Here is a 23,937-nt window from a genome sequence, read left to right on the forward strand (position 1 = left end):
GCGTTTTGGGGCCGCGGCCGTGCCGGTCGGCGGGCGGCCCGGGCGGTGCTGCCAGCCTCACACGGGCCCCGGGCCCCGCACCATCAGTGCCGTCACCCACATCCGGGTGGGGCCGGCACCCATCCCTCACGGGACGCCGCCCGTCACACCTGCCGGTGGTCGATGCCCAGCAGACTCGCGGCCGCCCGGAAGTCGGCCGTGTGATGACCGACCGCGAGGGACCAGTGGTGGCCGACGCCCGTGGCGCTCCAGGCGTCGACCCATTCACCGGGGTCGCGGCCGAAGTCGACACGGCTGGTCGTGTTGCCGATCTCCAGCAGCGGTCCCGGTACGACGGTGCCCTCGGAGGTGACGAACGACAGGCTGCCGTCGGCGTCCTGGCCGAGGCCGAGCAGGGTGACGGGTCCGTGCCGGACGTCGAACTCGACGCTCACGCCCCAGCCGCGCTTGCCGTGGTAGACGCCGAGGCCGCGCAGCAGCGGGTCGCGGGCGCCGACCGCCAGGTGGGCCGGGCCGTCGTGGCCCATCTCCACCACGCCGTCCTCGAAGTTGAGGGCCTGGATCTCGGTGAAGGAACCCCCCGCACCGACGCTCTGCGACGCCAACTGGGCCACCGATGTGCGCAGTTCGTACTCACCGGCGGCGGGCACGCCCCGCGCGGTGAGCAAGGAGGCGCCGAGGATCATGCCGGCGCCGAGCCGCTCGTGCAGTTCGCCGTCGAGACCGCGGTGGTAGTAGGCGAGGCTGTCGAGCCCGAAGTCGGCGACGAGCCGGTCCAGGGCGACGGACACGGTCGCGCCCCAGGCGAAGTCCTCCTCCACCACACTCTCGTCGAGGGTGAAGATCTGCCGGGCGAGCGCCATCCGCTCCCGGGTCTCCGCCTCGCTCACCCGCTCCACGCGGTGCCTCAGATCGTCGAACTCCAGCACCTCCACGTGCGAGCCGAACGTCGTGGCCAGCAGCGTCGGGTCGGTCTGCACGTCGAGCATGCCGGGATACACGTGCCCCATCAGGCCGTGCCGGGCGTGCCGGAGCGCGGCGCGGACGTGCGCGGCCCGGATCCACTGCTCGATGCGCCGCCAGGCGGACTCCTGCCGCAGCCAGCCGGACACCGACCGGAAGGGGATGCCGGCGCGCCGGAAGACGTTGCCGACCTCGGGGACCGAGCACTGCGCGCAGTAGGCCAGCCAGGCGCCGGTGTCGAAGGAGGCGTGGTCCATCTTCTCGGACGGCTGGAGGTCGACGACCAGGACGGGCGTGTGGGAGCGCCTGGCGATCGGCAGCACCATCGACGAGGTGAGGTACGTCGTCAGGAAGAGCACGATCAGATCGCAGTCGGCCCTGCGTAACTCCTCAGCGGCGCGGGCGCCTTCCTGGGCGTCACAGACGAATCCGGCGTCGGTCACCTCCGCGTCCATCGCCCGGAGGCGGTCGGCGACATGGGCGGCCGACTCCTTCAGCTTCGGCAGGAGGCCGGGGAACTGGGGCCAGTAGGTGCCGAGTCCGCCGGCGACCAGCCCGATCCGGGTGCGGCGCCGGGTGACCGGCGGGAGCAGGTCGTGCAGGGCGGCGGCCCGTGCGGCCGTGCGGTCCGCGGTCGTTGCCATGGTCAGAGCTCCTTGTGGGACGGGCCGGCGGGCCAGGTGTGGGGGACGCGCGAGTCGGCTGCGTCCCGTTCGGTGCTCGCGGGCCGCGGGACCAGGACGCGGATGATGAAGACGCCCGCCAGCGCCGCCGCCGTCATGCAGGCGGTGATCGTCCAGAGCAGGACGGACGGGCTGTGGTCGGCCAGGGCCGGGGTGAAGAAGGCGGCGACCGCGAAGACGCCCCGGGACAGCGCGTAGGTGAGGCCCTGGGTGGTGCCGCGGGTGTCGGCGGGCAGGGTGAGCTGCGACCACACCTTGTAATTGGCCTCGCCCGCGAAGGGGTTGGAGAGCTGATAGAGCACGAAGAAGACGAGCATGCCGGCGAGCGCGCCCGCGGTCAGGGACGCGATGACGAAGGCGAGGATCTGCACGAGCGCCGCCACGTGGAACAGCCGGTCGCGCCAGGGGCTGTCGGCGACGCGCACGAAGGCGAAGGTCAGCAGCACGCCGACCGGGATGAAGGCCAGGTTGATCCCGGTGGCCAGGCTCCGCGAGGCGTCGCTGACGGTGACGAGCAGATAGGTGCCGAACTGCCCGAAGGTGTTGGCCCCCAGACCCCAGGTCACGTAGAAGACGAAGGTCGCGGCCATCGGCAGGAGGGCGGCGCGGGTCCACACCGGGGCCGGGGAGGGATCCTCCGGGGAGGTCCGCGGGTCGGGCTCCGACGGCTCGCCCGGCAGTCTCAGCCGGGATCGCAGAGCCCAGGTGACGAGCGCGGCGACGGCCAGTTGCCCGGTGATGAGCCGGGCCCCGGTCATGCCCGTGGTGGACAGGACGAACCCGAGGAAGATGGCGACGGCGATGCCCAGCGTCCACATGACCTGGGTGAACGCCACGAGTCTGCCCCGGGCCCAGGCGGGTGCCGCGTCCGAGACGACGGCCAGGGACGTCGGAAGGTCGGCGCCGGCCGCGAGCCCCGCGACGAGGACGCCGACCAGCAGGGTGATGTCGTCCGGCGCGAGGGTGATGACGAGGGCGCCGATGGCGAAGCAGAAGATGTCCCAGTTGTAGACGCGGCGGCGGCCGAAGAGGTCGGCGAGTCGTCCGCCGACCAGTGATCCGACGGCGATGCAGCCGGTGACGATCGCGCTGATCGCCCCGGCCATCCACACGCCCATGTCGTAACTGTCGCGGTAGATGGCCAGGTTGACGGAGATGCTCACGATCAGCCCGGCGTCGAGATAGGAGGCCATGCCCGACAGGGCCGCGGCCTTCCAGAGCGGTGGGGGGATGGGGCGGTTACCGGCCATGCTGCGACTCCGTCGTCTGGTGACATCGCGGTTCGGGGGCCTGGTCGCTGCGAATATAGGGCGAGGAAAACGTTGCAACAAGGTGTCGGGCGGGCGTGGGTGACCTGACGTCGGCCGCCCCGGTCCGCTCCCGGCCTATGGCGTGCCCCTTCCAGCTCGCCTACGGTGAGGACGGCCCGAAAAACGTTTTAGGGGAAGGACCGCATCCGTGCTCTCCCCCGCTCTCCGGCAGTTGTTCGAGAACCCGCCGCGCGCCTTCGGTCCCACACCCCTGTGGTGGTGGTCCGGCGCGAAGGTCACGCGCGCACGACTCGCCTGGCAGTTGCGGGCGTTCGCGCGGGGCGGGGTGCACAACCTGGTCGTCATCAACCTGGCCCCGGCCGGGCCGACGTTCGGGGCCCGGGCCGACGATCCGGCGTGGTTCGGCGAGGAGTGGTGGGCGCGCTTCACCGACGCCTGCGAGATCGCGGCGGAGCTGGGCACGCGCCTGTGGTTCTACGACCAGATCGGGTTCTCCGGCGCCAATGTGCAGGGCGGGGTGACACGGCGTCATCCGGAGGCCGCGGGGCTCGCGCTGCGTTGCCGCGATGTACGGGTCTCCCGGGGCACGGTCGCCCTGACGTGCGCCGAGACCCCGCTGGCCGCGTACACGCGGCAGGGACCGCGGGTCGACCTGCGCGCGGACGGACGGATCGCGGCCCCCGACGGCAGCGAGGTGCGGCTGGTCACGACCGTCCCCACCGCGTTCGACTATCTGGACCCGCACGCCGTGGGCCTGTTGATGGACACGGTCCACCACGCGTACGACCGCCGCGTGCCGGACTACCTCGGCACCGTCATCACGGGCAGCTTCCAGGACGAGCTCCCCGGCACCAACGCCTGGAGCCATCGATTCGCCGACGAGTTCCGCACCCGGCGCGGCTACGACCTGCTCGACCACCTGCCGGCCCTGTTCGGCACGAACGCCGGTGTGGCGGAGGGCAGGGTCCGCGCCGACTACTACGCGGTCCGCGCGGAGCTGACCGAGGAGGCCCTGTTCCGGCCGCTCGCCGCCTGGCACCGTGAGCGCGGTCTGCTGCTGGGCAGCGACCAGAGCCATCCCGCCCGCGCGGGGTACCCGGCCCAGTCCACACAGCTCTACACCGACTACTTCCGCACCCACCGCTGGTACGGCGCCGCCGGCAGCGACCATCACGGCGACGCCAAGGTGCACTCGTCCATGGCGCACCTCTACGGCCACGAGCGCGTCTGGATCGAGGCGTTCCACTCCTCCGGCTGGGGCGGCACGCTGGAGGACACCTACCACTGGCTGCTGCCGTTCCTGCGCAGCGGGGCCAACCTCTACAACCCTCATGCCAGTTACTTCGGCACGGCCGGCGGCTGGTTCGAGTGGGCGCCGCCGTCGACCGACTGGCGCCAGCCGTACTGGAAGCAGTACCCGGCGTTCTCCCGGGCGGTGGCCCGAATCTGCTCGATCATGTCGTGGGGCGGGTACGCGGCCGAGGTGGCGGTGCTGCACCCCACCACCACCATGCAGGCCCTCCTGCCGCTGGACGCCCCTGTCCGGCACTTCGGCGACGGGCGGCTGGGCGAGGGCCATGCCCGGGCCGACGAGACGCAGCGGCACTACCTGGACCTGTGCGGCACCAACAACTGGCTCGGGCCGCATGCCGGTGCCCTGGACCGGCACGGGATCTCCTTCGACGTCGTCGACGACGACTCGGTGCGGCGTGCCCGGGCCACCGGCGGCGCCCTGCGGATCGGGGACCTGGCCTACCGCGCGGTGCTGCTGCCCTCGGCGAGCGTGCTGGAGGAGGAGACGGCACGCCGGCTGACCGAACTGCTGGACGCGGGAGGGCGGGTGGTGGTCGTGGGGCGGCCGCCGGCGACGGCCGCCGGCCGGTCCGGTGACGACGCGGTCGTGGCGGCCCTGCTCGCCCATCCCCGGCTGGAGCGGGCGCCCGGCCCCGAGGCCGGCGCCGCCGCGGTGACCGACCTGGCCGGGTACGCGACGGGCGAGGTGCCGTTGCTCGTCCGGCGGAGGGGGAACGAGGCGGTGGCGCTGGTCACGGCGGCCTTCCCGGAGATCGGCGCGCATCCGCTGCGGCCGTCCGGCTCCGGGCCCGAGCCGCTGCGCAGCACGTCCGTCACCGTCCGGGCCGCCGTCGCCGAGGCCGAGGTCTGGAACCCGGCGACCGGCTCGCGGCGCCCGGCCCGCGTCACGGTCGGCGAGGGCGGCGCCCTCTCCACCGTCGAGGTGCCGCTGGACGGCGCGCCCGCGGTCCTGGTCGTCTGGCGTGAGGGCCGTCCGGCGCCGGCACCGGCCACGGATGGGACGGCGGCCCGGGTGCTCGACCTCTCGACCGGCTGGCAGGGCCGGCTGGTCCCCACGATGGACAACACCTGGGGCGATCTGGCCCTCCCGCCCGCGTCGTCCGTGGCGGAGCCGCAGCTCTGGACCATGCGGTGGAGCGAGGGCGGGGCGTGGGAGCGGTCCCGGGTCACGTACGGCAACCGGGTCCGGATTCTGCCCCCGGTGCCGCTGGCCCGGCTGCCCGAGCCGCTGGACGCGGCGGCTGCCCAGCGGGTCCTGGCCGGTGACCTGCCCCTCGTGCCGCCGGACTCGGCCTGGGAGGCCGCGGTGTACTCGTCGAGCCGTGGGCACCCGGACCAGGGCGGGTTGCTGGGCACGAAGGGCCTGGTGGGCGAGGAGTTCGTACGCGTCCCAGTGCCGGTCGGCGCGACGGCCGCCCGGGTCCGGACGATCGTCGCGACCGGCCGTCGGGGTCCGGCCTCGCTGCATGTCGGCGCGGAGGCGGTCAAGCGGGTGTGGTGGAACGGGCAGCCGCTGAAGCCGGACGGTGGCGGCTGTGTGGCATCCGCCGCGGTCGTGGTCCACGACCGCGATGTCCTGGAGTACGAGCTGTCGGACGCCCAGGACCGGCCCTCGACGATCTCGGCCACCGCCGCCACGGCGCTCGGCAGCTTCTTCTGCCTGACCGGGCTGGGAGGTCCGGGGCCGCGCCCCCGGTTCATGCGCCCGCCCGGCGGGGTCCGGGCCGACGGCCGGGTGACCTGCCGCGCACGGTTCGCGGTCCGGCCCGGCGACGCACGCGCCGTGCTCGTCGTGGGTGCCGCCTGTGCCGTGACCGTGCTGCTCGACGGGGAGGTGCTGGCGCGGCAGGAGAAGGCGGAGTACTACGAGGCGGACTGGGGAGCCGTGCCGGTGTTCTTCCGTCACGAGACCCAACTCGGGGCGGGCGAACACACGCTGGAGGTCGTGACCGACAGCGATGACGCCCGGGACGCCGTGTTCGTCGACCTGGTGGCCTACTCGGGGTCCGGGGCGACGACGGCTCTGGTCAGTGGGGCCGGCTGGGAGGCCGAGACGGGGGCGTGGCGGGGCCGGACCGTCGAGGACGACCGCAGGCGGGGCGAGTTGCAGCACTGCCACGCCGCCGTACGGCCGCATCCGCTGCCGGACACCGCTTGGCTCAACGGCCGTCCGGAGCTGGGAGCTCCCGTGTGGCCGTCGCGCTGCACCGATGACGTCCACGAGGTGCCGCAGCGTTTCCGGTTCACCGTCCCGCCCGGAACGGTGTCGCTGGAGCTGCCGTTGGCATTGCCCGCGCGGGTGCGGGTCGGAGACGACGAGGAACGGTCCTTGTCCCATGGACGGTTGGCGCTTCGGGCGCCGCTCCCGGCAGCCACGGCGGTCGAGGTCGTCACCGAGCCCACGGCGTTCCTGCGGGGTGGTTCGGCCTGGCGTGGGCCGGTGCGGGTGCGGACCGTGCCGGCACCGCTGCGGCTGGGCGACTGGCGCGAGCAGGGCCTGGGCGGCTGGAGCGGGGGCGTGACGTACACGCGGGTGGTGGAGGTGCCTGCCGGGTGTGATCCGGTGCTGGATCTCGGGCGGGTGCGGGGCAGTGTGGAGGTGGCGGTCGACGGGGACTTCGCCGGTGAGGCGTTCTGCGCGCCCTACCGCTTCCCGTTGCGCGGTGCCGCCGGGCGGACGGTCCGGCTGGAGGTGACGGTACGGGGGACGCTGGCGCCGTATCTCGCCGAGGCCACTCCGACCGCCTGGGCCTTCCCGTCCCAGTTGCCTTCGGGTCTGTTCGGGCCGGTGACGCTGGAGATTCCGGCCCGGGGCCGGGATCTGCCGTCCTAGGAGGACCGGTGGTGAGGCGTCCGCGACGCCATCACCGTCCGCGCTACGGGGTCTGGTTGCCGGCAGGGGGCCGGGTGGAGTCGCGCCGGACGAGGCCCGGGGCGAAGACGCGGGTCTCGTGCAGGTGGTCCGCGCGGGCCTCGATCTCGTCGAGCAGCATCTCCACGGCCGCACGGCCGAGTTCCTCGACGGGCTGCCGGACCGTCGTCAGCGTCGTCGCCCCGAAGGTCGCCACGTCGAGGTCGCCGTAGCCGACTACCTGCACGTCCTCGGGGATGCGCACGCCCCGCTCGGTGAGTCCCCGGCACAGGCCCGCGGCGAGGAAGTCGTTGGTGCAGAACACCCCGTCGGGCAGTTCCTTCAGGCCGCGGGCGATCTCCGTGCCGTGGGCGACGGTCATCCGCTCGGCGACGACCTGGCCGAGCCGGGCCTCGCGCCGGCTGCGCACGGCCTGCCGGGCGCCCTGGTAGCGGTCGGCGCACTGCCGTATGCCGCGCTCGCCGTTGACGACGAGCAGGTCGCGGGCACCGCTGTCGAGGAGGTGCTGGACGGCGATGCGGCCGCCGGCGATGTCGTCGACGGAGGCCGAACAGCCTTCCCGGTCGGGCATCGCGCGGTCGGCCAGGACGAGCGGGATGCCCCGCTCGCGCAGCCGGGCCAGCCGGCCGGGGTCGGCGCTGAGCGGCACGACCACGACACCGACGGCCCGCTGCTCGACGAGCATGCTGAAGTAGCCCTGCTCCCGTTCCGGGTCGTCCCCGCTGTGGCACAGCACGAGGGAGTAGCCGTGGTCGTAGGCCGCGTCGGCGGCGCCTCGCGCGATGCGCGCGTAGAAGGAGTTGGTGACGTCGGGCAGCACCAGCCCGATCGCGGAGGCGCGCCCGGTGCGCAGGCCGGCTGCTCCCGGGTGGGGGACGTAGTCGAGCGCGGCGACGGCGACGCGGACACGCTCGGCGGTGCGGGCGTTGACCCGCTCGGGCCGGTTGAGCACGTTCGAGACCGTGGACACCGAGACACCGGCGGCGGCCGCGACGTCCTGGATGCGAGCGGGGCGTACCGGAACGGCGTCCACCCCCTCGCTGTTGCAGCCGTGCGACCAGGCACGACGGTGACCTTCTCGGGCGCCGAAAGTATAACGCGGCCGGGTGTGGAACGTTTTTTGCACGGCCGGCGCAGGGGCCGGCAGACGAACGGTCGGCGATCAGGACTGCGCCATCCCGGTCACCGCGCCGCTCGGCGCCGGCGGCCGTCAGCGCCGCTCGGGAACCCGCCGTTCCGGCGCCGCGACCGTGCCGGAGGCCGCCGCGTCGAGCAGACGCCGGAAGGTGGGGCACTCGAGGTGGCGCGGTGCCGGGCAGGCGGCGGCGTGCCGCAGGGAGTCCCGCAGGACGCCCAGTTCGCGGATCCTGCGGTCCAGTTCGTCCGCCTTGGCCGACAGCATCCGCCGGTCGATGTACGGCTGCCCGTCCGGCGCGAACATCCGCGCGATCTCGTCGAGCGAGAACCCGGCCGTCCGTCCCAGCGCTATCAGCGCCAGCCGCTCCAGGACACCGGGGTCGTACTGACGCCGCAGGCCGCGCCGGCCGGTCGGGGTGATCAGCCCTTTCTCCTCGTAGAACCGCAGCGTCGAGGCGGGCGCTCCGGCGCGGTGCGCCACTTCCGCGATGTCCAGATCTGTCATTGTCTTGACCTCAAGTCGACTTGAAGTAGAACGCTGTCATCCCGTCCCGACGAAGGCAAGCAGAGGGAGAGACCACGATGGATGCCTCACGCAGGTCCTACGACGAGCAGGCCGCCCGCTGGAACGGGCCCGCCGGCCATGCCTGGGTGGATCTCCAGGGGCTGCTGCACGGCATGTTCAGGCCCTTGGAGGAGTTGCTCGTCGACGCGGTGGCCACCGAGCACCCGGCACGTGTGCTGGACGTGGGCTGCGGTACGGGCAGCATCACCCGGGCCGTCGCGCGCCGGACCGGTCACTGCGTCGGGGTCGACATCTCCGGCCCGATGATCGGGGAAGCCCGGGCGCGTGCCGAGCGGGAGGGCGTCGCGGCGTCCTTCATCCAGGCCGACGCGCAGGAGTACGCGTTCGGGCCCGCCGCGTTCGACGCGGTCATCTCGCGCTTCGGGGTGATGTTCTTCAGCGACTCGGTGCGGGCCTTCACCAATATCCGGAGCGCGGTCGAGGACGGGGCGGGGCTGCGGTGCCTCGTGTGGCGGGGCGCCGAGGAGAACCCGTTCATGACAACGGCCGAGCGGGCCGCGGCCCCGTTCCTGCCGGAGCTTCCCGCCCGGCGGCCGGACCAGCCGGGCCAGTTCGCCTTCGCCGACCCGGAGCGCGTGCACCGCGTCCTGTCGGACAGTGGCTGGTCTGGGATCGACATCCAGCCGGTCGACGCGGTCTGCACCCTGCCCGAGCGGGACCTCGTCACGTACTTCACCCGGCTCGGTCCGCTCGGCACGGTCCTGCCCGAGGCCGACGCGCGGACCCGGGCGGAGATCGTCGAGGTGGTCCGGCCCGCCTTCGACCCGTTCGTGGAGGGCACGGAGGTCCGCTACACCGCGGCCTGTTGGATGGTCTCCGCACGGGCCGCCGACGCGAAACTTTCGTGACGTCCTGGCCCCTTCTCCGGGCGCGTGCGACCGGCGCATAGTGAGATCACGATGACGCAGAAGAGAGCGCTGGTGGTCCGGGGCGGCTGGGAGGGGCACGAGCCGGTCGAGGCCACGAACCTGTTCCTGCCCTTCCTCCGGAGCCAGGGGTACGCCGTCCGGGTCGAGGAGTCGACCGCGGTCTACGCGGACGCCGCCGAGATGGCCGGCACCGACCTGGTCGTGCAGTGCGTGACGATGTCGGAGATCACGCCCGCGCAGGTGGCGGGGCTGATCTCCGCGGTCGTGGCCGGTACCGGCTTCACCGGCTGGCACGGCGGCATCGCCGACTCCTTCCGCGCCTCCTCGGACTATCTGCACCTGGTGGGCGGCCAGTTCGCCACGCACCCGGGCAAGGAGCCGTGCGAGCGCCGGGGTGAGGCGGCGGACAACTTCCTGCCCCACACCATCTCCCTCACCGAGGCCGGCCGGGCGCACCCGATCACGGCCGGCATCGAGGACTTCGCGCTGGAGACCGAGCAGTACTGGGTGCTGCACGACGACCTCATCGACGTCCTGGCCACCACCACGCATCCCGTCCGGCCGTGGCAGCCCTGGCACCGGCCGGTCACCTCACCGGCGGTGTGGACCCGCCGGTGGGGCGCGGGGCGGATCGTGGTGACGACCCCGGGGCACAGCGTCGACGTGCTGGAACACCCCCAGGTCCGCACCATCATCGAGAGGGGCATGCTGTGGGCGACGCGCACCGCGTCGGGGTCGTAGGGCTCGGCGTCATCTCCCGCGCGTACCTGGACACCCTCGTGGGCCGTCCCGGTGTGCGGGTCACCGCGGTCGCCGACCTCGACGCCTCCCGGTCGGCCGCGGCCGCCGCCGAACTGCCCGGTGCCCGTGCGCTGCCGGTCGAGGAACTGCTGAGCAGCCCGGACGTGGACACGGTGCTGAACCTCACCACCCCGGCGGCGCACGCGGAGATAGCCCTCGGGGCGATCCGGCACGGCAAGAACGTCTACGGGGAGAAGCCGCTGGCGGCGGGCCTGGAGGACGCCCGCGCCGTGCTGGACGCCGCCGCGCGGGCGGGCACCGGGGTGGGCTGTGCTCCGGACACCGTCCTGGGTACGGGAGTTCAGACCGCGCGGGCGGCCGTGGAGGCGGGCAGTATCGGGCGCCCCCAGTTCGCCTCGGCCGTGATGGTGACCCCGGGTCATGAACGCTGGCACCCCCACCCCGACTTCTACTACACGGCGGGCGGGGGGCCGCTGCTGGACATGGGCCCCTACTACCTCACCTCACTGGTGCATCTGCTGGGTCCGGTGCGGGCGGTGATCGGGGCCGCGGGGCGGCTGCGCGCCGAGCGGGTCATCGGCTCGGGTCCGCGCGCGGGCCGGCGCATACCGGTCGAGGTGGACAGCCATGTCTCCGGAGTGCTGGAGCACGTGGGCGGGACCCTGACGACCCTCACGACGAGCTTCGACGGGGTGGCCACCACGGCCGCCCCGATCGAGGTGCACGGGGAGAGCGGCACCCTCGCGGTCCCCGACCCGAACCGCTTCGACGGCGAGGTGCGCCTCCACGCCCTCGGCGACGACCGCTGGCGTCCCCTGCCGGTGTCGGCGGGCTACGTGGACGGCGCACGCGGTGTCGGCCTGCTCGACTTCGTCACCGCCGACGGTGAGCGGGCGCCGCGCGCGAACGGTGAACTCGCCCTGCACGTGCTGGAGACGATGACGGCCCTGCTGCGTTCGGCGGCCGAGGGGCGGCGCATCGAGCTGACGACGTCGGCGAAGGTGCCCGCGTCCGTGCCGTTGACGCCCGCCGCGCGGTGGCAGGGCCGGCCGGACTGACGTCAGTCCACGGGCCAGGTGTGCGCGGGCGCGTTCATGTGCATGTAGTCCATGTACGTGCCGGTCATCTGCCGCAGTGCCTCCCGGCGGTCGGAGATGCCGGCCTTCTCCAGGTGGTGCACCATCTCGGCCTGCCACAGGGCGCCGTTGCGGCCGGTGACGCAGCGCTGCTCGATGATGCCCAGCAGGGGCTCGCGCCACGCGGCGTCCATGCCGGTCAGCTCCAGGCCCTTGTGGGCCAGGGGCAGCAGACGCCGCAACACCAGCTCCGTGACCGGCACTTCGCCGACACCGGGCCAGTACAGGCGGGCGTCGATGCCGTCGCGGGCGGCGGTGTGCAGGTTCTCCTCGGCGACCGAGAAGGACATGCGCGTCCACACCGGCCGGTCCTCGTCGACCAGCGCGCGGGTCAGGCCGTAGTAGAAGGCGCCGTTGGCGATGATGTCGGCCACGGTGGGGCCGGCGGGCAGCACCCGGTTCTCGATGCGCAGATGCGGACCGCTCTCGGTGACGGCGTAGATGGGGCGGTTCCAGCGGTAGATGGTGCCGTTGTGGAGGGTCAGTTCGCCCAGCTGGGGAACGCCGCCGCTGTCCAGTTCCCGCTGCGGGTCCTCGTCCTCGCACAGCGGCAGCAGCGCCGGGAAGTAGCGCACGTTCTCCTCGAAGAGGTCGAAGACGCTGGTGATCCAGCGCTCCCCGAACCACACCCGGGGCCGGACGCCCTGGGCCTTGATCTCCTCGGGCCGGGTGTCGGTGGCCTGCTCGAACAGGGGGATGCGGGTCTCGCGCCACAGTTCCTTGCCGAACAGGAAGGGCGAGTTCGCCGCGAGGGCGATCTGCACGCCCGCGATGGCCTGGGCGGCGTTCCAGTAGTGCGGGAACTCCTTGGGGTCGACCTGGAGGTGGAACTGGGTGCTGGTGCAGGCGGCTTCCGGGGTGATGGTGTCGGCGTACGTCGACAGGCGTTCCACTCCGTCGACCCGGATCCGCAGGTCCTCGCCCCGGGCCGCGAAGATCTGCTCGTTCAGGAGGCGGTAGCGCGGATCGCCGGAGAGGGCGGACTCGCTGACGTCGGACTCGCCCAGCGTCGGCAGGATGCCCACCATGATCAGGTGGGCGCCGACCGCGGCGGCACGGTCCTCGGCGTGGTTGAGGGCGTCCCTGATCTCCTGTTCCCAGGCCCCGGGGCCGCCGGCCGTGAGCTGCCGGGGCGGGATGTTGATCTCCAGGTTGAAGCGGCCGAGCTCGCTGGACCAGGCGGGGTCGGCGATCGCCCGGAGCACGTCGGTGTTGCGCATCGCGGGCAGTCCGGCGTCGTCCACCAGGTTGAGCTCGATCTCCAGGCCGACCTGGGGGCGCTCGCTCTCGAACCCCGACTCGTGGAGCATCCGGGCGAGCACCTCGAGGTCGGTGTGCATCTTCTCCCGGTACCGACGGCGGTCCTCCCGGGTGAACACCAGGGCCGGCACGTCACGTCCCATCTGCCCTCCTGCGCTCTTTCGGCGGCGGGGTCCGCGTCCCGGCGGACCGGTTACGTCCCAGAGTCGCACCTTGTCCCCGACCCCGCACCCACCTGACCCGACTTTGTGCCGTCGATAAACAAACCGGGGACGGGCGCGGCGGCCCGACGGGCGGCCCGGGGCTGAAGAGGGGAAGCTGCCGGGGGATGCCGGTGATCCTGTGGGTACCCGTGGCGGTGCCCGTCATGATCACCGGGCCGTACGCCATGCAGAAGGAGGCAGACTCGTGACCGAACAGCAGCACCCCGGCGAGCAGCACCCGACCCCGGAGTTTCCCTCCCAGGACCAGCCGCACCCCGGTTGGACGGGGCCGATGGACCCGCCGCCGGACCACGGTGAGGAGTCCTACCGGGGCAGTGGCCGGCTGGCCGACCGCAAGGCCGTGATCACCGGCGGTGACTCGGGGATCGGCCGCGCGGTCGCCCTGGCGTTCGCGCGGGAGGGAGCGGACGTGCTCTTCACCCATCTGGAGGACGAGAAGGACGACGCCGCCGAGACGGTCCGGCTGGTCGAGGAGGCCGGACGGCGTGCCGTGCCCGTCGCGTGCGACGTGCGCGAGGAGGAGAACTGCCGGGCACTGATCGAGCGTGCCGTGCGGGAGTTCGGCCGGATCGACGTCCTCGTGAACAACGCGGCGTACCAGATGTCCCAGCCCGACGGCATCGAGGCGATCACCACGGAGCAGTTCGACCGGGTGCTGCGCACCAACCTGTACGGCATGTTCTGGCTGTGCAAGATGGCCCTGCCGCACATCCCGGAGGGCGGCAGCATCATCAACTCCACCTCGGTGCAGGCGTACAAGCCCAGTCCGCATCTGTTGGACTACGCGACGACGAAGGGCGCGATCGTCACCTTCACGCAGGGGCTGGCGCAGATGCTGATCGAGAAGGGCATCCGGGTCAACGCGGTGGCGCCGGGCCCGGTGTGGACGCCGCTGATCCCGGCGACCCTGCCGGACACCCAGTCCTTCGGGAAGCAGGCCCCCATCGGGCGGCCCGCGCAGCCGGCGGAGATGGCCCCGGCGTACGTCTTCCTCGCCTCGCAGGAGGCGTCGTACATCACCGCCGAGATCGTCAACGCGACGGGCGGGACACCGCTGCCGTAGCCATCGGGGGCCGCCGCCGGAAAACCCCGGGCTTTCAGTGAGCTCCATGCGGCAGACTCGGCGCCATGGAGACCGCCGAGTTCCTTCAGACGCTGGAGACGGAAGGCCGGTTGCTGGCCGCGGCCGCCGAGGAGGCGGGGACGGAGGCGAAAGTGCCCACGTGCCCCGCGTGGCAGGTGCGCGACCTGTTGCGGCACACCGGCGCGGTGCACCGCTGGGCCGCCGCGTTCGTCGCGGAGCGGATCACCGAAGGCCGCCCGCCGGCCGAACCCACCGACCTCGACGGCGCGGAGCTCATCGCCTGGTACCGCGACAGCCACCGCCACCTCGTCGCCACGCTGGCCGGCGCCGCGCCCGACGTGGAGTGCTTCACCTTCCTGCCCGCGCCGTCCCCGCTGGCCTTCTGGGCCCGACGGCAGGCGCACGAGACTGCCGTGCACCGGGTCGACGCCGAGTCCGCGCGCGGCGGCGACCCGACGGCCCTCACGCCCGCGTTCGCGACGGACGGCATCGACGAACTCCTGCGCGGCTTCCACGCCCGCCCCCGCAGTCGGGTACGCACCCCCGAGCCGCGGGTCCTGCGGATCCGTGCGGAGGGCACAGGCGCGGTGTGGACCGTGCGGCTGTCGCCGGAGCCGCCGGTGACCACGCGGGACGCCTTCGGGACCGCCGACTGCGAACTGTCGGGCCCGGCCGACCGGTTGTACCTGGCGCTGTGGAACCGCGCTCCCCTGCCGGACGCCACGGGTGACCGGGCGCTCGCCGCACTGTGGCGGGAGACGTCGGCGATCTGAGCGACCCGCCGATGGACCCGCCGACGGGAGATCAGCCGTCGGTGAGCATCCGCGCCAGCACCGCGCGCTGCACGGGAAGGACCTCACCGTGCAGCGCGCGCCCCTTCGGCGTGAGGCAGACCCGCACGCCGCGCCGGTCCTCGGCACACATGCCGCGCTCGACGAGCCCCTCCTTCTCCAGCCGGGCGATCAGCCGCGACAGCGCGCTCTGGCTGAGATGGACCCGCTCGGAGATCTCCTGCACGCGGTAGGACGGGACGCCGTTCGGCGTCCGGCACCCGGCGAGGACGTCCAGCACCTCGAAGTCGCTGGCACACAGGCCGTGGGCGTGCAGCGCGCGGTCCAGTTCGCACTGCGTGCGCGCGTGCAGCGCCAGAAGGTCCCGCCACCGTTCCACGAGCGTCCGCTCGGCCTGCTGAGCCGCCATGCGCCGCACCGTAACAGAGAACACGGATCAATGCACCTGAATTAATTGCGCTTGCATCTCATGCATGCGCATGTACTCTCTCGGTCATGACCTCTCCGCTCATCTCCCCTGCGGTCGAAGGACGTTGGACTCCACGACTGTGGGGCACCCTGCTCGTGCTCTGCGCCGCGATGTTCCTGGACGCCCTGGACGTGTCCATGGTCGGCGTCGCCCTGCCGTCCATCGGCGCCGACCTCGGCCTGTCGACCTCGGCGCTGCAATGGATCGTCAGCGGCTACATCCTGGGCTACGGCGGTCTGCTGCTCCTCGGCGGACGCGCCGCCGACCTGCTGGGCCGGCGACAGGTGTTCCTGGTCGCGCTGGCCGTCTTCGCGCTCGCGTCACTGCTCGGCGGGCTCGTCGACTCCGGGCCGCTGCTCATCGCCAGCCGCTTCATCAAGGGCCTGAGCGCGGCCTTCACCGCGCCCGCAGGGCTGTCGATCATCACCACGACCTTCCCCGAAGGCCCGCTGCGCAACCGGGCCCTGGCCATCTACACCACCTGCGGCGCGACCGGCTACTCGATGGGCCTGGTCTTCTCCGGACTGCTCACCGAGGCCAGCTGGCGGCTCACCATGCTGCTGCCCGCGCCCATCGCGCTGATCGCCCTGCTCGTGGGCCTGAAGCTGCTGCCGCGCACCGAGCGCGAGCGCGGCCAGGGCGGCTACGACATCCCCGGCGCCGTCCTCGGCACCGCCTCGATGCTGCTGCTCGTGTTCACCGTCGTCGAGGCGCCCGAGGCGGGCTGGGGCTCGGCCCGGACCATCCTGTCCTGCGTCGCCGTCGCGGTGCTCCTGGCCGCCTTCGTCGCCGTCGAGCGCCGCAGCCCCAGCCCGCTGATCCGGCTCGGCGTGCTCCGCTCCGGACCTCAAGTGCGGGCCCAGCTGGGCGCGTTGACATTCGTCGGCAGCTACATCGGCTTCCAGTTCCTGGTCACCCTGTACATGCAGCAGCTGCTCGGCTGGTCCGCGCTGCACACCGCCCTGGCCTTCCTGCCGGCGGGCGCGCTCGTGGCGCTGTCCGCGACGAAGGTCGGAGCCGTCATCGACCGGTTCGGCACGGCCCGGCTGATGGTGCTCGGCTTCGCGCTGATGGTCACCGGGTACGTGCTGTTCCTGCGCATCGACCTCGACCCGGTCTACGCGGCGGTGATCCTGCCGACGATGCTGCTGGTCGGCTCCGGCTTCGCGCTCACCTTCCCGTCCCTCAACGTCCAGGCCACCAACGGCGTCGACGAGCACGAGCAGGGCATGGTCTCCGGACTGCTCAACACCTCGGTCCAGGTCGGTGGCGCGATCTTCCTCGCCGTGGTGACGGCGGTGGTGACCGCCAACTCCCCCGAGGGCGGCACCCCCTCGCCGCAGGCCGTGCTCGACAGCTACCGGCCCGGTCTGGTGGTCGTGACGCTCATCGCCCTCGCCGGTCTGCTGATCACCCTCACGGGCCTGCGGCCCCGCCGGGACCGGCCGTCCGTCGTGGTCGCCAAGTCCACCCCGAAGGAGGCGGAGCGCGTCACCGTGGGCGACTAGGGAGCGTTTCCAGGCCTGATCCCGACGCCCTGCGTGACCCGAGAGGGGAGCGCAGGGCCGAGTCGGGCAGCACAATCAATCGAAAAAGTGTACGTTTCATACTTTTCCGGACTCCACATGGGCTCTACGCTCGTGTACAGATGGCGGGCGGAGGGCCGGCCAGTCGACCACCGCCGCCTGTAACGAGCGGAGGCGGAGATGAAAGCGTCGATACGGCGGTCCGCGATCTTCGCAAGCGCGGCTGCTCTCGCGATAGCCGTCTGCGGTACGACGGGCACTGCCCAGGCCGAGCCGGGCGATGGCGAGCTCCAGTTCGGCTACGTCCTGCCGGAGACGGGACAGCTGGCCTACCTCGGCCCACCCCAGATCGAATCGTTGAAGTTCGCGATACAGAAGATCAACGACGCCGGCGGTGTTCTTGGCAAGCCCGTGCCGAGGGTGGTCTCCAGTGACGAGGCGGGCCAGGAGGCCGTTGCCGCGCAGTCGGCGGACCGGGTCCTCGCGGCAGGCGTGGACGCGATCGTCGGCGCCGCCGCTTCCGGCATGTCGCTGGCGTTCATCGACCGGGTGACCGGAGCGGGCGTCGTGCAGTGTTCGGGGTCGAACACCGCTCCCACCTTCACCGACTACGAGGACGACGGCTTCTACTTCCGTACCGTCCCGAGCGACGCGTTGCAGGGGCCCATCCTGGCGGATGTCGTCCGCGACGACGGCCACGACCGGGTGGCCCTGGTCGCACGGGCGGACGACTACGGACGCGGCCTGATGGAGGCCACCCGCAAGACGCTGGAGGACCGCGGCGCGACGGTGACGCTCGCCGAGACCTACGACCCGAAGGCGACCAACTTCGACCAGGTCGTCCAGCAGGTGGAGAACTCCAGGCCGGACGCCGCCGTGGTGATCGCCTTCGAGGAAGGCACCCAGATCCTGCAGGGCATGATCGAGTCCGGACTCGGGCCCGACCGGATCGGCGTCTACGGCGCCGACGGACTGCGCAGCGAGGAACTGCCCTCGCTGGTCGCCCCGGGCCAGCCGGAGAGGCTCTCCGGGATGAAGGGGACCGCGCCGGCCTCGGCGGAGAACGAGCAGTACGTGAAGGAGCTGAAGGAGTTCGCGCCGAAGCTGAAGGAGCTGCAGTTCGCACCGCAGGTGTTCGACTGCGTGACGACGATCGCTCTCGCCGCCGAGAAGGCGGAGTCCGACGACCCGGGCGACTACGTGAAGGAGATGAACGGGATCACCAGGGACGGCGAGAAGTGCAACTCGTTCGCCGCCTGCAAGGAGCTGCTCGCCGACGGCAGGAACATCGACTATGACGGTGTGAGCGGGCCGCTCGACTTCACCGACAAGGGCGAACCCGGCCAGGCGGCGATCGAGGTGTACGGCTACGACGACGCGGGCAAGTTGCAGACGCTGCGCACCGAGACCAGCAAGGCCGAGGAGTGACCGGGAGGACCGGCAGCGGGAGTCAACGGACGCGGGCGAGCGTGCCGAGGTAGAGCTCGATCACCTTCTCGTCGTGCAGCAGGGCCGTGCCCGTGCCGGTGTACGCGTTGCGGCCCTGGTCGAGGACATAGCCGCGGTCACAGAGCTGGAGGCACCTGCGGGCGTTCTGTTCGACCATGAGCACGGCGACGCCCGCGCTGTTGATCATTCTGCACCGGTCGAAGACGTGGTCCTGATGGAGCGGTGACAGACCGGCCGACGGCTCGTCGAGCAGCAGTAGCCGCGGCTCCATCATCAGGGCGCGGGCCATCGCCAGCATCTGGCGTTCGCCGCCGGACATCGCGCCGGCCTTCTGCTTGCGGCGGTCGGCCAGCACGGGGAAGAGCTCCTGGACCGCCGCGACCCGCCGCGTGTGGTCCTTGGGCCGCAGATAGACCCCCATCCGCAGGTTCTCCTCGACGGTCAGCGTGGGGAACACGTTCTGAAGCTGCGGTACGTAGCCCACCCCCCGCCGCACCAGCTCGTGCGCGGGCCGGCCGGTCACGTCCTCGCCGCGCAGCCGCACGGTCCCGCCGCGCACCCGCAGCAGCCCGAAGACGGCCTTGACCAGCGTCGACTTGCCGGCGCCGTTGGGGCCGATCACACCGACCACCTCGCCCGGCCGCACCTCGACGCTGCATCCGCGCAGCACGTCGACACCGGGGACGTAACCGGCGACGAGGTCGTCGGCCGCCAGCACCGGTGCCTGCTCCTCGGCGGACATCGCTACTCCTCCTTCCCTTTCCCCTTCTCCTCGGTCGCCTCCGGCTCGTCGTGCCGCTTGCCCAGGTAGGCGTCCACGACGGCGGCGTTCCGGCCGATCGTGTGCGGTGGGCCCTCGGCCACCAGGCGGCCGTCGGCCATGACGGCCACCCAGTCGCTGATGCCCATCACCACGTCCATGTCGTGCTCGACGAAGCACACCGTCAGCCCCTCGTCGCGCAACCGCGTGATGTGGCCGAGCAGCGACTGGGTCAGCGCGGGGTTCACCCCGGCCATCGGCTCGTCGAGCAGGAGCATGACCGGCCGGGTCATCAGCGCGCGGGCCAGTTCCAGCAGTTTGCGCTGGCCGCCGGAGAGCGTGCCGGCATGGTCGTCGCGCAGGGGCCCGAGCCGGAACCGGTCCAGCAGTTCGTCGGCCCGGCGCTCGAACTCCCGCTCCTCCCCGCGCCACAGCGGTCGCAGCAGCGCGGGCAGTACCCGCTCGCCGCGTTGCCCGGGCGCGGCGAGCAGCAGGTTCTCCAGCACCGTGAGCCGGGCGAGCGCCCTGGAGAGCTGGAACGTCCGGACCATTCCGCGCCGCGCCACCCGGTGCGCCGGCGCGCCGGTGAGCGGCTGTCCGTCGAACGACCACCGGCCGCCGTCTGCCCGGTCGAACCCGCTCACGACGTTGAACAACGTGGTCTTGCCGGCGCCGTTGGGCCCGATGAGCGCCGTGATGGCCCCGCGCTGCACCTCCAGGTGCTCGACCCGCACGGCGACGAGGCCGCCGAAGGTGCGGGTCACCTGGTCCAGGACCAGCAGGGGATCGGGCTTGCGCACCCCCGGCTCGGGATCGGTCGTGGAGAGCCGGCCCGGGTGGGGCACGGCAGGGTCAGCGGCCACTGAGCAGCATCTCCTTCCGGCTGCCGAGGATGCCCTGCGGCCGGAACGCGACCAGCAGGATCAGGGCGACCCCGACCAGGGCGAAGCGCACCGCGCCGACCTCCGACGTGCTGATGAGGTCCGGCGAGATGTACTCGGCGTCGATGGCCTGGCGGAGCGCGCTGTCGAGGAAGCTGAGGACGAACCAGAACAGGATCGAGCCGACGACCGGCCCGAGGATCCGCCCGGCGCCTCCCAGCACGAGCAGCGTGTACAGGAAGAACGTGACGCCCGGGTCGTAGTTGTCCGGGTTCACGGACTGCACCTGGATCGCCTGCATCATGCCCGCGACCGCCCCGATGACGCCGCCGAGCACGAGGCTCTGCATCTTGTACGCGTAGACGTTCTTGCCGAGGCTGCGCGCGGCGACCTCGTCATCACGGACCGACCGGATGACACGGCCCCACGGGCTGTGGATCAGCAGGGCGAGCAGACTGCCGACCACGAGCACCAGCGCCCATCCGACGATCATCACCCAGAGGTCGCGGGAGCTGAACCTCACGAGCCACACGCCGTAGGTGCCCGGCTCGATGGGGCTGAGGTCGTAGAAGTCGTTCGCGAACCTCTGCAGCCCGAACACCCCACCGGTGACCGGTTCGGCCCAGCTGGAGCGGTAGAACAGCCGTAGCGTCTCCCCCGCCGCGATCGTGGTGATCGCGAGGTAGTCGGCGCGCAACCGCAGGGTGGGCAGACCGAGGAGCAGGGCCAGCACGATCGCGCAGGCGATTCCCCCCAGGACACCGAGCCACATCGGTCCGTCGTAGGTCGACACGGTGATGGCGAGCCCGTAGCCGCCGACCAGCATGAATCCGACCTGGCCGAAGTTCAGCAGCCCCGTGTAACCGAAGTGCAGGTTCAGCCCCATCGCGGCGAGGGCGTACACGGCGGCGATGGGGCCGATTCCCGAGCGCAGGGCGTCGGAGACGACGGCCGAGAAGTCCATGGCGCACCCCTCACCCGACGCGTTCGGCCCGGCCGAGAATGCCCTGCGGCCGGACGAGGAGGACGAGGATGAGCACGAGCAGCGCCCAGGCGTACTGCAGGTCGACCGGGAACCACAGGGTGGACATCTGGGCGACGACGCCTATGACCAGGCTGCCGACCATCGCGCCGTAGGCGGAGCCGAGGCCGCCCAGGATGATCCCCGCGAACATGAGCAGAAGAAGCTTGAAGCCCATGTCCCAGGTGACGATCTCGACCAGGCCGAAGAAGACCCCGCCGAGCGCGGCCAGACCGCCGCCGAGCATCCACACGAACAGCACCACCCGCTGCACGTCGATGCCCGACGCCTCCGCGAGGTCACGGTTGGCGGACACGGCCCGCACGGCCGTGCCGATCCGCGTCTTCTGCAGGAGCGCGGCGATGCCGAGCAGCACCAGTACGGAGAGGAGGGTGACGGTGAGGTCCCGCGGGGTGATGCCGGCCGACCCGAGGCCGATCGTGTTCTGGATGTCGTACTGGGCGTAGGAGGCGGGCCGGGTCCCGTACAGCACGAGTACGGCGTGGCGCAGCAGCAGCGAGAGCCCGATGGTGACGATGAACATGTTGATCAGCCCGGTGCCCCGCGCCCGCAGCGGGCGCCAGATGCCGCGCTCGACCGCCCCGGCCAGCAGGGCGCCGAAGACCACCGCGGCGAGGGCGGCGGGGATCAGGTGCCAGCCTGGACCGGCCGCGGAGACGTTGAGGAAGAACGCGAAGGTGGCGCCGATCGTGACGAACTCACCGTGCGCGAAGTTGATCAGGTGGATGGTGCCGAAGATCAGCGAGAGCCCGACCGACGTGATCGCGATGATCACCCCGAACTGGATACCGTCGATCAGCGCCTGCAGAGCACGCGCGCCGAACGTGGGACCGCGCGGGACTTCCTCACCCTGTGCCCGGGCGGGGATCGCGGGCACCATCACGAGGACCAGGGCGAGGGCCGGCACGAGCATCCGCTGATAGCGCACGGTGGTTCCGGTACGTCACGAACGTCCCTTACGGAATCAGTGTAGGCGCAGGTCGGGGCGGTGACACGGTCGGTGGGCCCGGTGCGTGTGCCCAGGGAACGGAGGGTGCGAAATGGGCGACAGCGGTGACCTCGCGAGTGCGTACAACGACGACAGTGTGCTCTTCCGGGTGCTGCGACACCTCGGCTGGGACAGCCTGGTCGACATCGGCTACTTCACGCTGCCCACCCTGCCGCTCGTGGTCCTGGCCGGGCCGGCGCCCTTTCAGCGCCGGCTGGCTCGCCGGTCGCTGGCGTTGCTGGACGCCCGGCCCGGACAGCTCGTCCTGGATGCCGGATGCGGTCGCGGTGACACCACTGCGCGGTTGGGCGCGGCGGGATGCCGGGCACTGGGGGTGGACATCCAGCCCGCGCAGGTCGACCAGGCGCGTCGCCGCTTCGGCGGCTGTTCCGGCGCGCGCTTCGCCGTCGCCGACGCCACGGCTCTGCCACGGCAGGCAGCGGAGATCGCGCTGACGGATGGTTCCTTCGACCGGGTGCACTGTCTGGAGGCCGCCTTCCACTTCGGCCATGAGGGCCGTAGGTCATTCCTGAGCGAAAGCTTCCGGCTGCTCCGCCCAGGAGGCCGGCTCGTCCTCGTGGATGTCACTTCCCGTACCGATCAGCCGATCGGGACCCTCGACCCGAACGGCCTCGTACGCGGGACCTGGCGCTTCGACGACATCGAGCCGTGCGAGCGGTACCCGCTGATGGCCTCCGCCGCCGGCTTCACCACGCGCCGGATCCTCGACTGGACCACCCCCGTACTCCACCGGGCAGCCCAACTCTGCGCCCTGTTCGTCGGCGCCGCGTCCACCCGGGCCGGCCGACAGGCCCTGTGCGTGCGGTGGCCCGGCCTCAGAACACTCGACGCACAGGACTGGGGCGAGGTCATCACCGTCGTACGAGCCCACCGGGCCATCGGGCGCGTCACTCGCTACATGGCGTACGTCCTCGACAAACCCGCGGACGGCGGCGCCGTCGTTGTCCCCTAGATCCACGGACATCCGGTCGGCGGCAACTGCCGCACGCTCGGGGCAGGGAGAACGCCTCCCGGGTGGTCAGTGTGCCGGTCCGTTCCCAGAAGGCGGGTCAGCCCAGCCAGCCCGGCCGCACCAGCCCCGACTCGTAGGCGAGGACGACCAGTTGGGCACGGTCCCGGGCGCCGAGTTTCACCATCGTGCGGCTGACGTGGGTCTTCGCAGTGAGCGGGCTGACGACCAGGCGGCGGGCGATCTCCTCGTTCGACAGGCCGATCCCGACCAGAGCCATCACCTCCCGCTCCCGCTCGGTGAGCCGGCTCAGGGCGCCGGCCGCCGCCGGTTCCTTGGAGCGGGAGGCGAACTCGGAGATCAGCCGCCGGGTCACTCCGGGCGACAGCAGCGCGTCACCCGCGACCACCGCCCGTACGGCCCGCAGGAGTTCGTCCGGCTCGGTGTCCTTGACCAGGAAGCCCGAAGCGCCGGAGCGGATCGCCTCGAAGACGTACTCGTCGAGCTCGAAGGTGGTCAGCATGACGACCCTGACGTCTTCGAGATCCGGATCGCCGGTGACCTGCCGGGTCGCGGCGAGGCCGTCCAGGGCTGGCATGCGGATGTCCATCAGGACGACGTCGGGCCGCAGTTCACGGATCCGGCGCACGGCCTCCGCACCGTCGGCGGCCTCCCCGGCCACCTCGATGTCGGGCTGCGCGTCGAGCAGTGCCCTGAACCCCGCCCTCACCAGTGACTGGTCGTCGGCGAGCAGTACGCGGATCACGACTCCTCCTGTACAGGTCCGGCTCCCGTGCCGACGGGCGCCCTCGGTGGTGGTACGGCAAGCACCCGGGACTCCCCGTGCGGAGTGCCGCCCGGGGCGACCGCCCGCTCCCGCGCCCCGGGGAGCCCGCGCCC

At 72.0% G+C, this 23,937-nt stretch carries 20 protein-coding genes; 9 read left to right on the forward strand and 11 right to left on the reverse strand.

The window, feature by feature from the left end; genetic code table 11:
• Positions 1–143: 143 nt before the first annotated feature.
• Both AC0665_RS18230 and AC0665_RS18235 read right to left on the reverse strand, forming a co-directional pair.
• A complete protein-coding gene (locus AC0665_RS18230) occupies positions 144–1,607 on the reverse strand; it encodes an arabinose isomerase (RefSeq protein WP_478705339.1) in 1,464 nt (487 codons plus the stop codon).
• A 2-nt stretch (positions 1,608–1,609) separates the two neighbouring features.
• Positions 1,610–2,896: an MFS transporter gene (locus AC0665_RS18235; protein ID WP_478705340.1), complete on the reverse strand. Its 1,287-nt coding sequence runs from the start codon at positions 2,894–2,896 to the stop codon at positions 1,610–1,612.
• Between the two features lie 208 nt (positions 2,897–3,104).
• Between AC0665_RS18235 and AC0665_RS18240 the strand changes: the two genes are divergently transcribed.
• Positions 3,105–7,064: a glycosyl hydrolase gene (locus AC0665_RS18240; RefSeq protein WP_478705341.1), complete on the forward strand. Its 3,960-nt coding sequence runs from the start codon at positions 3,105–3,107 to the stop codon at positions 7,062–7,064.
• A 43-nt stretch (positions 7,065–7,107) separates the two neighbouring features.
• Here the strand turns inward: AC0665_RS18240 and AC0665_RS18245 are convergent, their stop codons facing one another.
• Both AC0665_RS18245 and AC0665_RS18250 read right to left on the reverse strand, forming a co-directional pair.
• Positions 7,108–8,136, reverse strand: coding sequence for a LacI family DNA-binding transcriptional regulator (locus AC0665_RS18245; protein ID WP_478610361.1), 1,029 nt, complete (start codon positions 8,134–8,136; stop codon positions 7,108–7,110).
• Between the two features lie 177 nt (positions 8,137–8,313).
• On the reverse strand, positions 8,314–8,745 hold the full coding sequence (locus tag AC0665_RS18250) for a helix-turn-helix domain-containing protein (protein WP_478705342.1): 432 nt from the start codon (positions 8,743–8,745) through the stop codon (positions 8,314–8,316).
• 77 nt (positions 8,746–8,822) lie between these two features.
• On the opposite strand from AC0665_RS18250, the gene AC0665_RS18255 reads away from it, so the two are divergent.
• Genes AC0665_RS18255 through AC0665_RS18265 form a run of 3 tightly spaced genes read left to right on the forward strand, consistent with a single transcriptional unit; the run spans position 8,823 to position 11,515 of the window.
• The gene (locus AC0665_RS18255) at positions 8,823–9,674 is read left to right on the forward strand and encodes a class I SAM-dependent methyltransferase (RefSeq protein ID WP_478705343.1); all 852 of its coding nucleotides are present in this window, start codon (positions 8,823–8,825) and stop codon (positions 9,672–9,674) included.
• A 51-nt stretch (positions 9,675–9,725) separates the two neighbouring features.
• On the forward strand, positions 9,726–10,436 hold the full coding sequence (locus AC0665_RS18260; RefSeq protein WP_478705344.1) for a ThuA domain-containing protein: 711 nt from the start codon (positions 9,726–9,728) through the stop codon (positions 10,434–10,436).
• Positions 10,406–11,515: a Gfo/Idh/MocA family protein gene (locus tag AC0665_RS18265; protein ID WP_478705345.1), complete on the forward strand. Its 1,110-nt coding sequence runs from the start codon at positions 10,406–10,408 to the stop codon at positions 11,513–11,515. Before AC0665_RS18260 ends, AC0665_RS18265 begins: the two co-directional genes overlap by 31 nt.
• Positions 11,516–11,517: 2 nt before the next feature.
• On the opposite strand, the gene AC0665_RS18270 is transcribed toward AC0665_RS18265, so the two are convergent.
• On the reverse strand, positions 11,518–12,996 hold the full coding sequence (locus AC0665_RS18270) for a glutamate-cysteine ligase family protein (protein WP_468405642.1): 1,479 nt from the start codon (positions 12,994–12,996) through the stop codon (positions 11,518–11,520).
• 265 nt (positions 12,997–13,261) lie between these two features.
• Here AC0665_RS18270 and AC0665_RS18275 point away from each other — a divergent pair, with 265 nt between their 5' ends.
• Complete coding sequence (locus AC0665_RS18275) at positions 13,262–14,140, forward strand: SDR family oxidoreductase (protein WP_478610365.1); 879 nt, start codon at positions 13,262–13,264, stop codon at positions 14,138–14,140.
• Between the two features lie 65 nt (positions 14,141–14,205).
• Complete coding sequence (locus AC0665_RS18280; protein WP_478705346.1) at positions 14,206–14,934, forward strand: maleylpyruvate isomerase family mycothiol-dependent enzyme; 729 nt, start codon at positions 14,206–14,208, stop codon at positions 14,932–14,934.
• A 31-nt stretch (positions 14,935–14,965) separates the two neighbouring features.
• On the opposite strand, the gene AC0665_RS18285 is transcribed toward AC0665_RS18280, so the two are convergent.
• A complete protein-coding gene (locus AC0665_RS18285; protein ID WP_468405636.1) occupies positions 14,966–15,361 on the reverse strand; it encodes a MarR family winged helix-turn-helix transcriptional regulator in 396 nt (131 codons plus the stop codon).
• Positions 15,362–15,447: 86 nt separating this feature from the next.
• On the opposite strand from AC0665_RS18285, the gene AC0665_RS18290 reads away from it, so the two are divergent.
• Together AC0665_RS18290 and AC0665_RS18295 are read left to right on the forward strand one after the other, a co-directional pair.
• Complete coding sequence (locus AC0665_RS18290) at positions 15,448–16,929, forward strand: MFS transporter (RefSeq protein ID WP_478705347.1); 1,482 nt, start codon at positions 15,448–15,450, stop codon at positions 16,927–16,929.
• A gap of 198 nt (positions 16,930–17,127) precedes the next feature.
• Complete coding sequence (locus AC0665_RS18295; protein WP_478705348.1) at positions 17,128–18,375, forward strand: ABC transporter substrate-binding protein; 1,248 nt, start codon at positions 17,128–17,130, stop codon at positions 18,373–18,375.
• Positions 18,376–18,397: 22 nt separating this feature from the next.
• Here the strand turns inward: AC0665_RS18295 and AC0665_RS18300 are convergent, their stop codons facing one another.
• From AC0665_RS18300 to AC0665_RS18315, 4 genes are read right to left on the reverse strand one after another with little or no spacing between them, the layout of a single operon-like run.
• The gene (locus AC0665_RS18300) at positions 18,398–19,138 is read right to left on the reverse strand and encodes an ABC transporter ATP-binding protein (protein WP_478705349.1); all 741 of its coding nucleotides are present in this window, start codon (positions 19,136–19,138) and stop codon (positions 18,398–18,400) included.
• A 2-nt stretch (positions 19,139–19,140) separates the two neighbouring features.
• Entirely contained in the window at positions 19,141–20,019 is an 879-nt protein-coding gene (locus tag AC0665_RS18305; protein WP_478705350.1) for an ABC transporter ATP-binding protein, read from the reverse strand.
• A complete protein-coding gene (locus tag AC0665_RS18310; protein WP_478705351.1) occupies positions 20,009–21,001 on the reverse strand; it encodes a branched-chain amino acid ABC transporter permease in 993 nt (330 codons plus the stop codon). Before AC0665_RS18310 ends, AC0665_RS18305 begins: the two co-directional genes overlap by 11 nt.
• 10 nt (positions 21,002–21,011) lie before the next feature.
• Positions 21,012–22,007 (reverse strand): branched-chain amino acid ABC transporter permease, encoded by a 996-nt coding sequence (locus tag AC0665_RS18315; RefSeq protein WP_478509092.1) that lies wholly within the window; start codon positions 22,005–22,007, stop codon positions 21,012–21,014.
• A gap of 112 nt (positions 22,008–22,119) precedes the next feature.
• On the opposite strand from AC0665_RS18315, the gene AC0665_RS18320 reads away from it, so the two are divergent.
• On the forward strand, positions 22,120–23,040 hold the full coding sequence (locus tag AC0665_RS18320) for an SAM-dependent methyltransferase (RefSeq protein WP_478705352.1): 921 nt from the start codon (positions 22,120–22,122) through the stop codon (positions 23,038–23,040).
• A 97-nt stretch (positions 23,041–23,137) separates the two neighbouring features.
• On the opposite strand, the gene AC0665_RS18325 is transcribed toward AC0665_RS18320, so the two are convergent.
• Positions 23,138–23,803 (reverse strand): response regulator transcription factor, encoded by a 666-nt coding sequence (locus AC0665_RS18325; protein WP_363117799.1) that lies wholly within the window; start codon positions 23,801–23,803, stop codon positions 23,138–23,140.
• Positions 23,804–23,937 lie beyond the last annotated feature (134 nt).

This window comes from Streptomyces sp. NPDC043685, from assembly GCF_056436585.1.

Coding starts and splice junctions, on each gene's coding strand:
- AC0665_RS18280 (WP_478705346.1), top strand. CDS start 14,206: ATGGAGACCGCCGAGTTCCTTCAGACGCTGGAGACGGAAGGCCGGTTG.
- AC0665_RS18290 (WP_478705347.1), top strand. CDS start 15,448: ATGACCTCTCCGCTCATCTCCCCTGCGGTCGAAGGACGTTGGACTCCA.
- AC0665_RS18260 (WP_478705344.1), top strand. CDS start 9,726: ATGACGCAGAAGAGAGCGCTGGTGGTCCGGGGCGGCTGGGAGGGGCAC.
- AC0665_RS18250 (WP_478705342.1), bottom strand. CDS start 8,745: ATGACAGATCTGGACATCGCGGAAGTGGCGCACCGCGCCGGAGCGCCC.
- AC0665_RS18300 (WP_478705349.1), bottom strand. CDS start 19,138: ATGTCCGCCGAGGAGCAGGCACCGGTGCTGGCGGCCGACGACCTCGTC.
- AC0665_RS18295 (WP_478705348.1), top strand. CDS start 17,128: ATGAAAGCGTCGATACGGCGGTCCGCGATCTTCGCAAGCGCGGCTGCT.
- AC0665_RS18310 (WP_478705351.1), bottom strand. CDS start 21,001: ATGGACTTCTCGGCCGTCGTCTCCGACGCCCTGCGCTCGGGAATCGGC.
- AC0665_RS18320 (WP_478705352.1), top strand. CDS start 22,120: ATGGGCGACAGCGGTGACCTCGCGAGTGCGTACAACGACGACAGTGTG.
- AC0665_RS18235 (WP_478705340.1), bottom strand. CDS start 2,896: ATGGCCGGTAACCGCCCCATCCCCCCACCGCTCTGGAAGGCCGCGGCC.
- AC0665_RS18230 (WP_478705339.1), bottom strand. CDS start 1,607: ATGGCAACGACCGCGGACCGCACGGCCGCACGGGCCGCCGCCCTGCAC.
- AC0665_RS18285 (WP_468405636.1), bottom strand. CDS start 15,361: ATGGCGGCTCAGCAGGCCGAGCGGACGCTCGTGGAACGGTGGCGGGAC.
- AC0665_RS18255 (WP_478705343.1), top strand. CDS start 8,823: ATGGATGCCTCACGCAGGTCCTACGACGAGCAGGCCGCCCGCTGGAAC.
- AC0665_RS18270 (WP_468405642.1), bottom strand. CDS start 12,996: ATGGGACGTGACGTGCCGGCCCTGGTGTTCACCCGGGAGGACCGCCGT.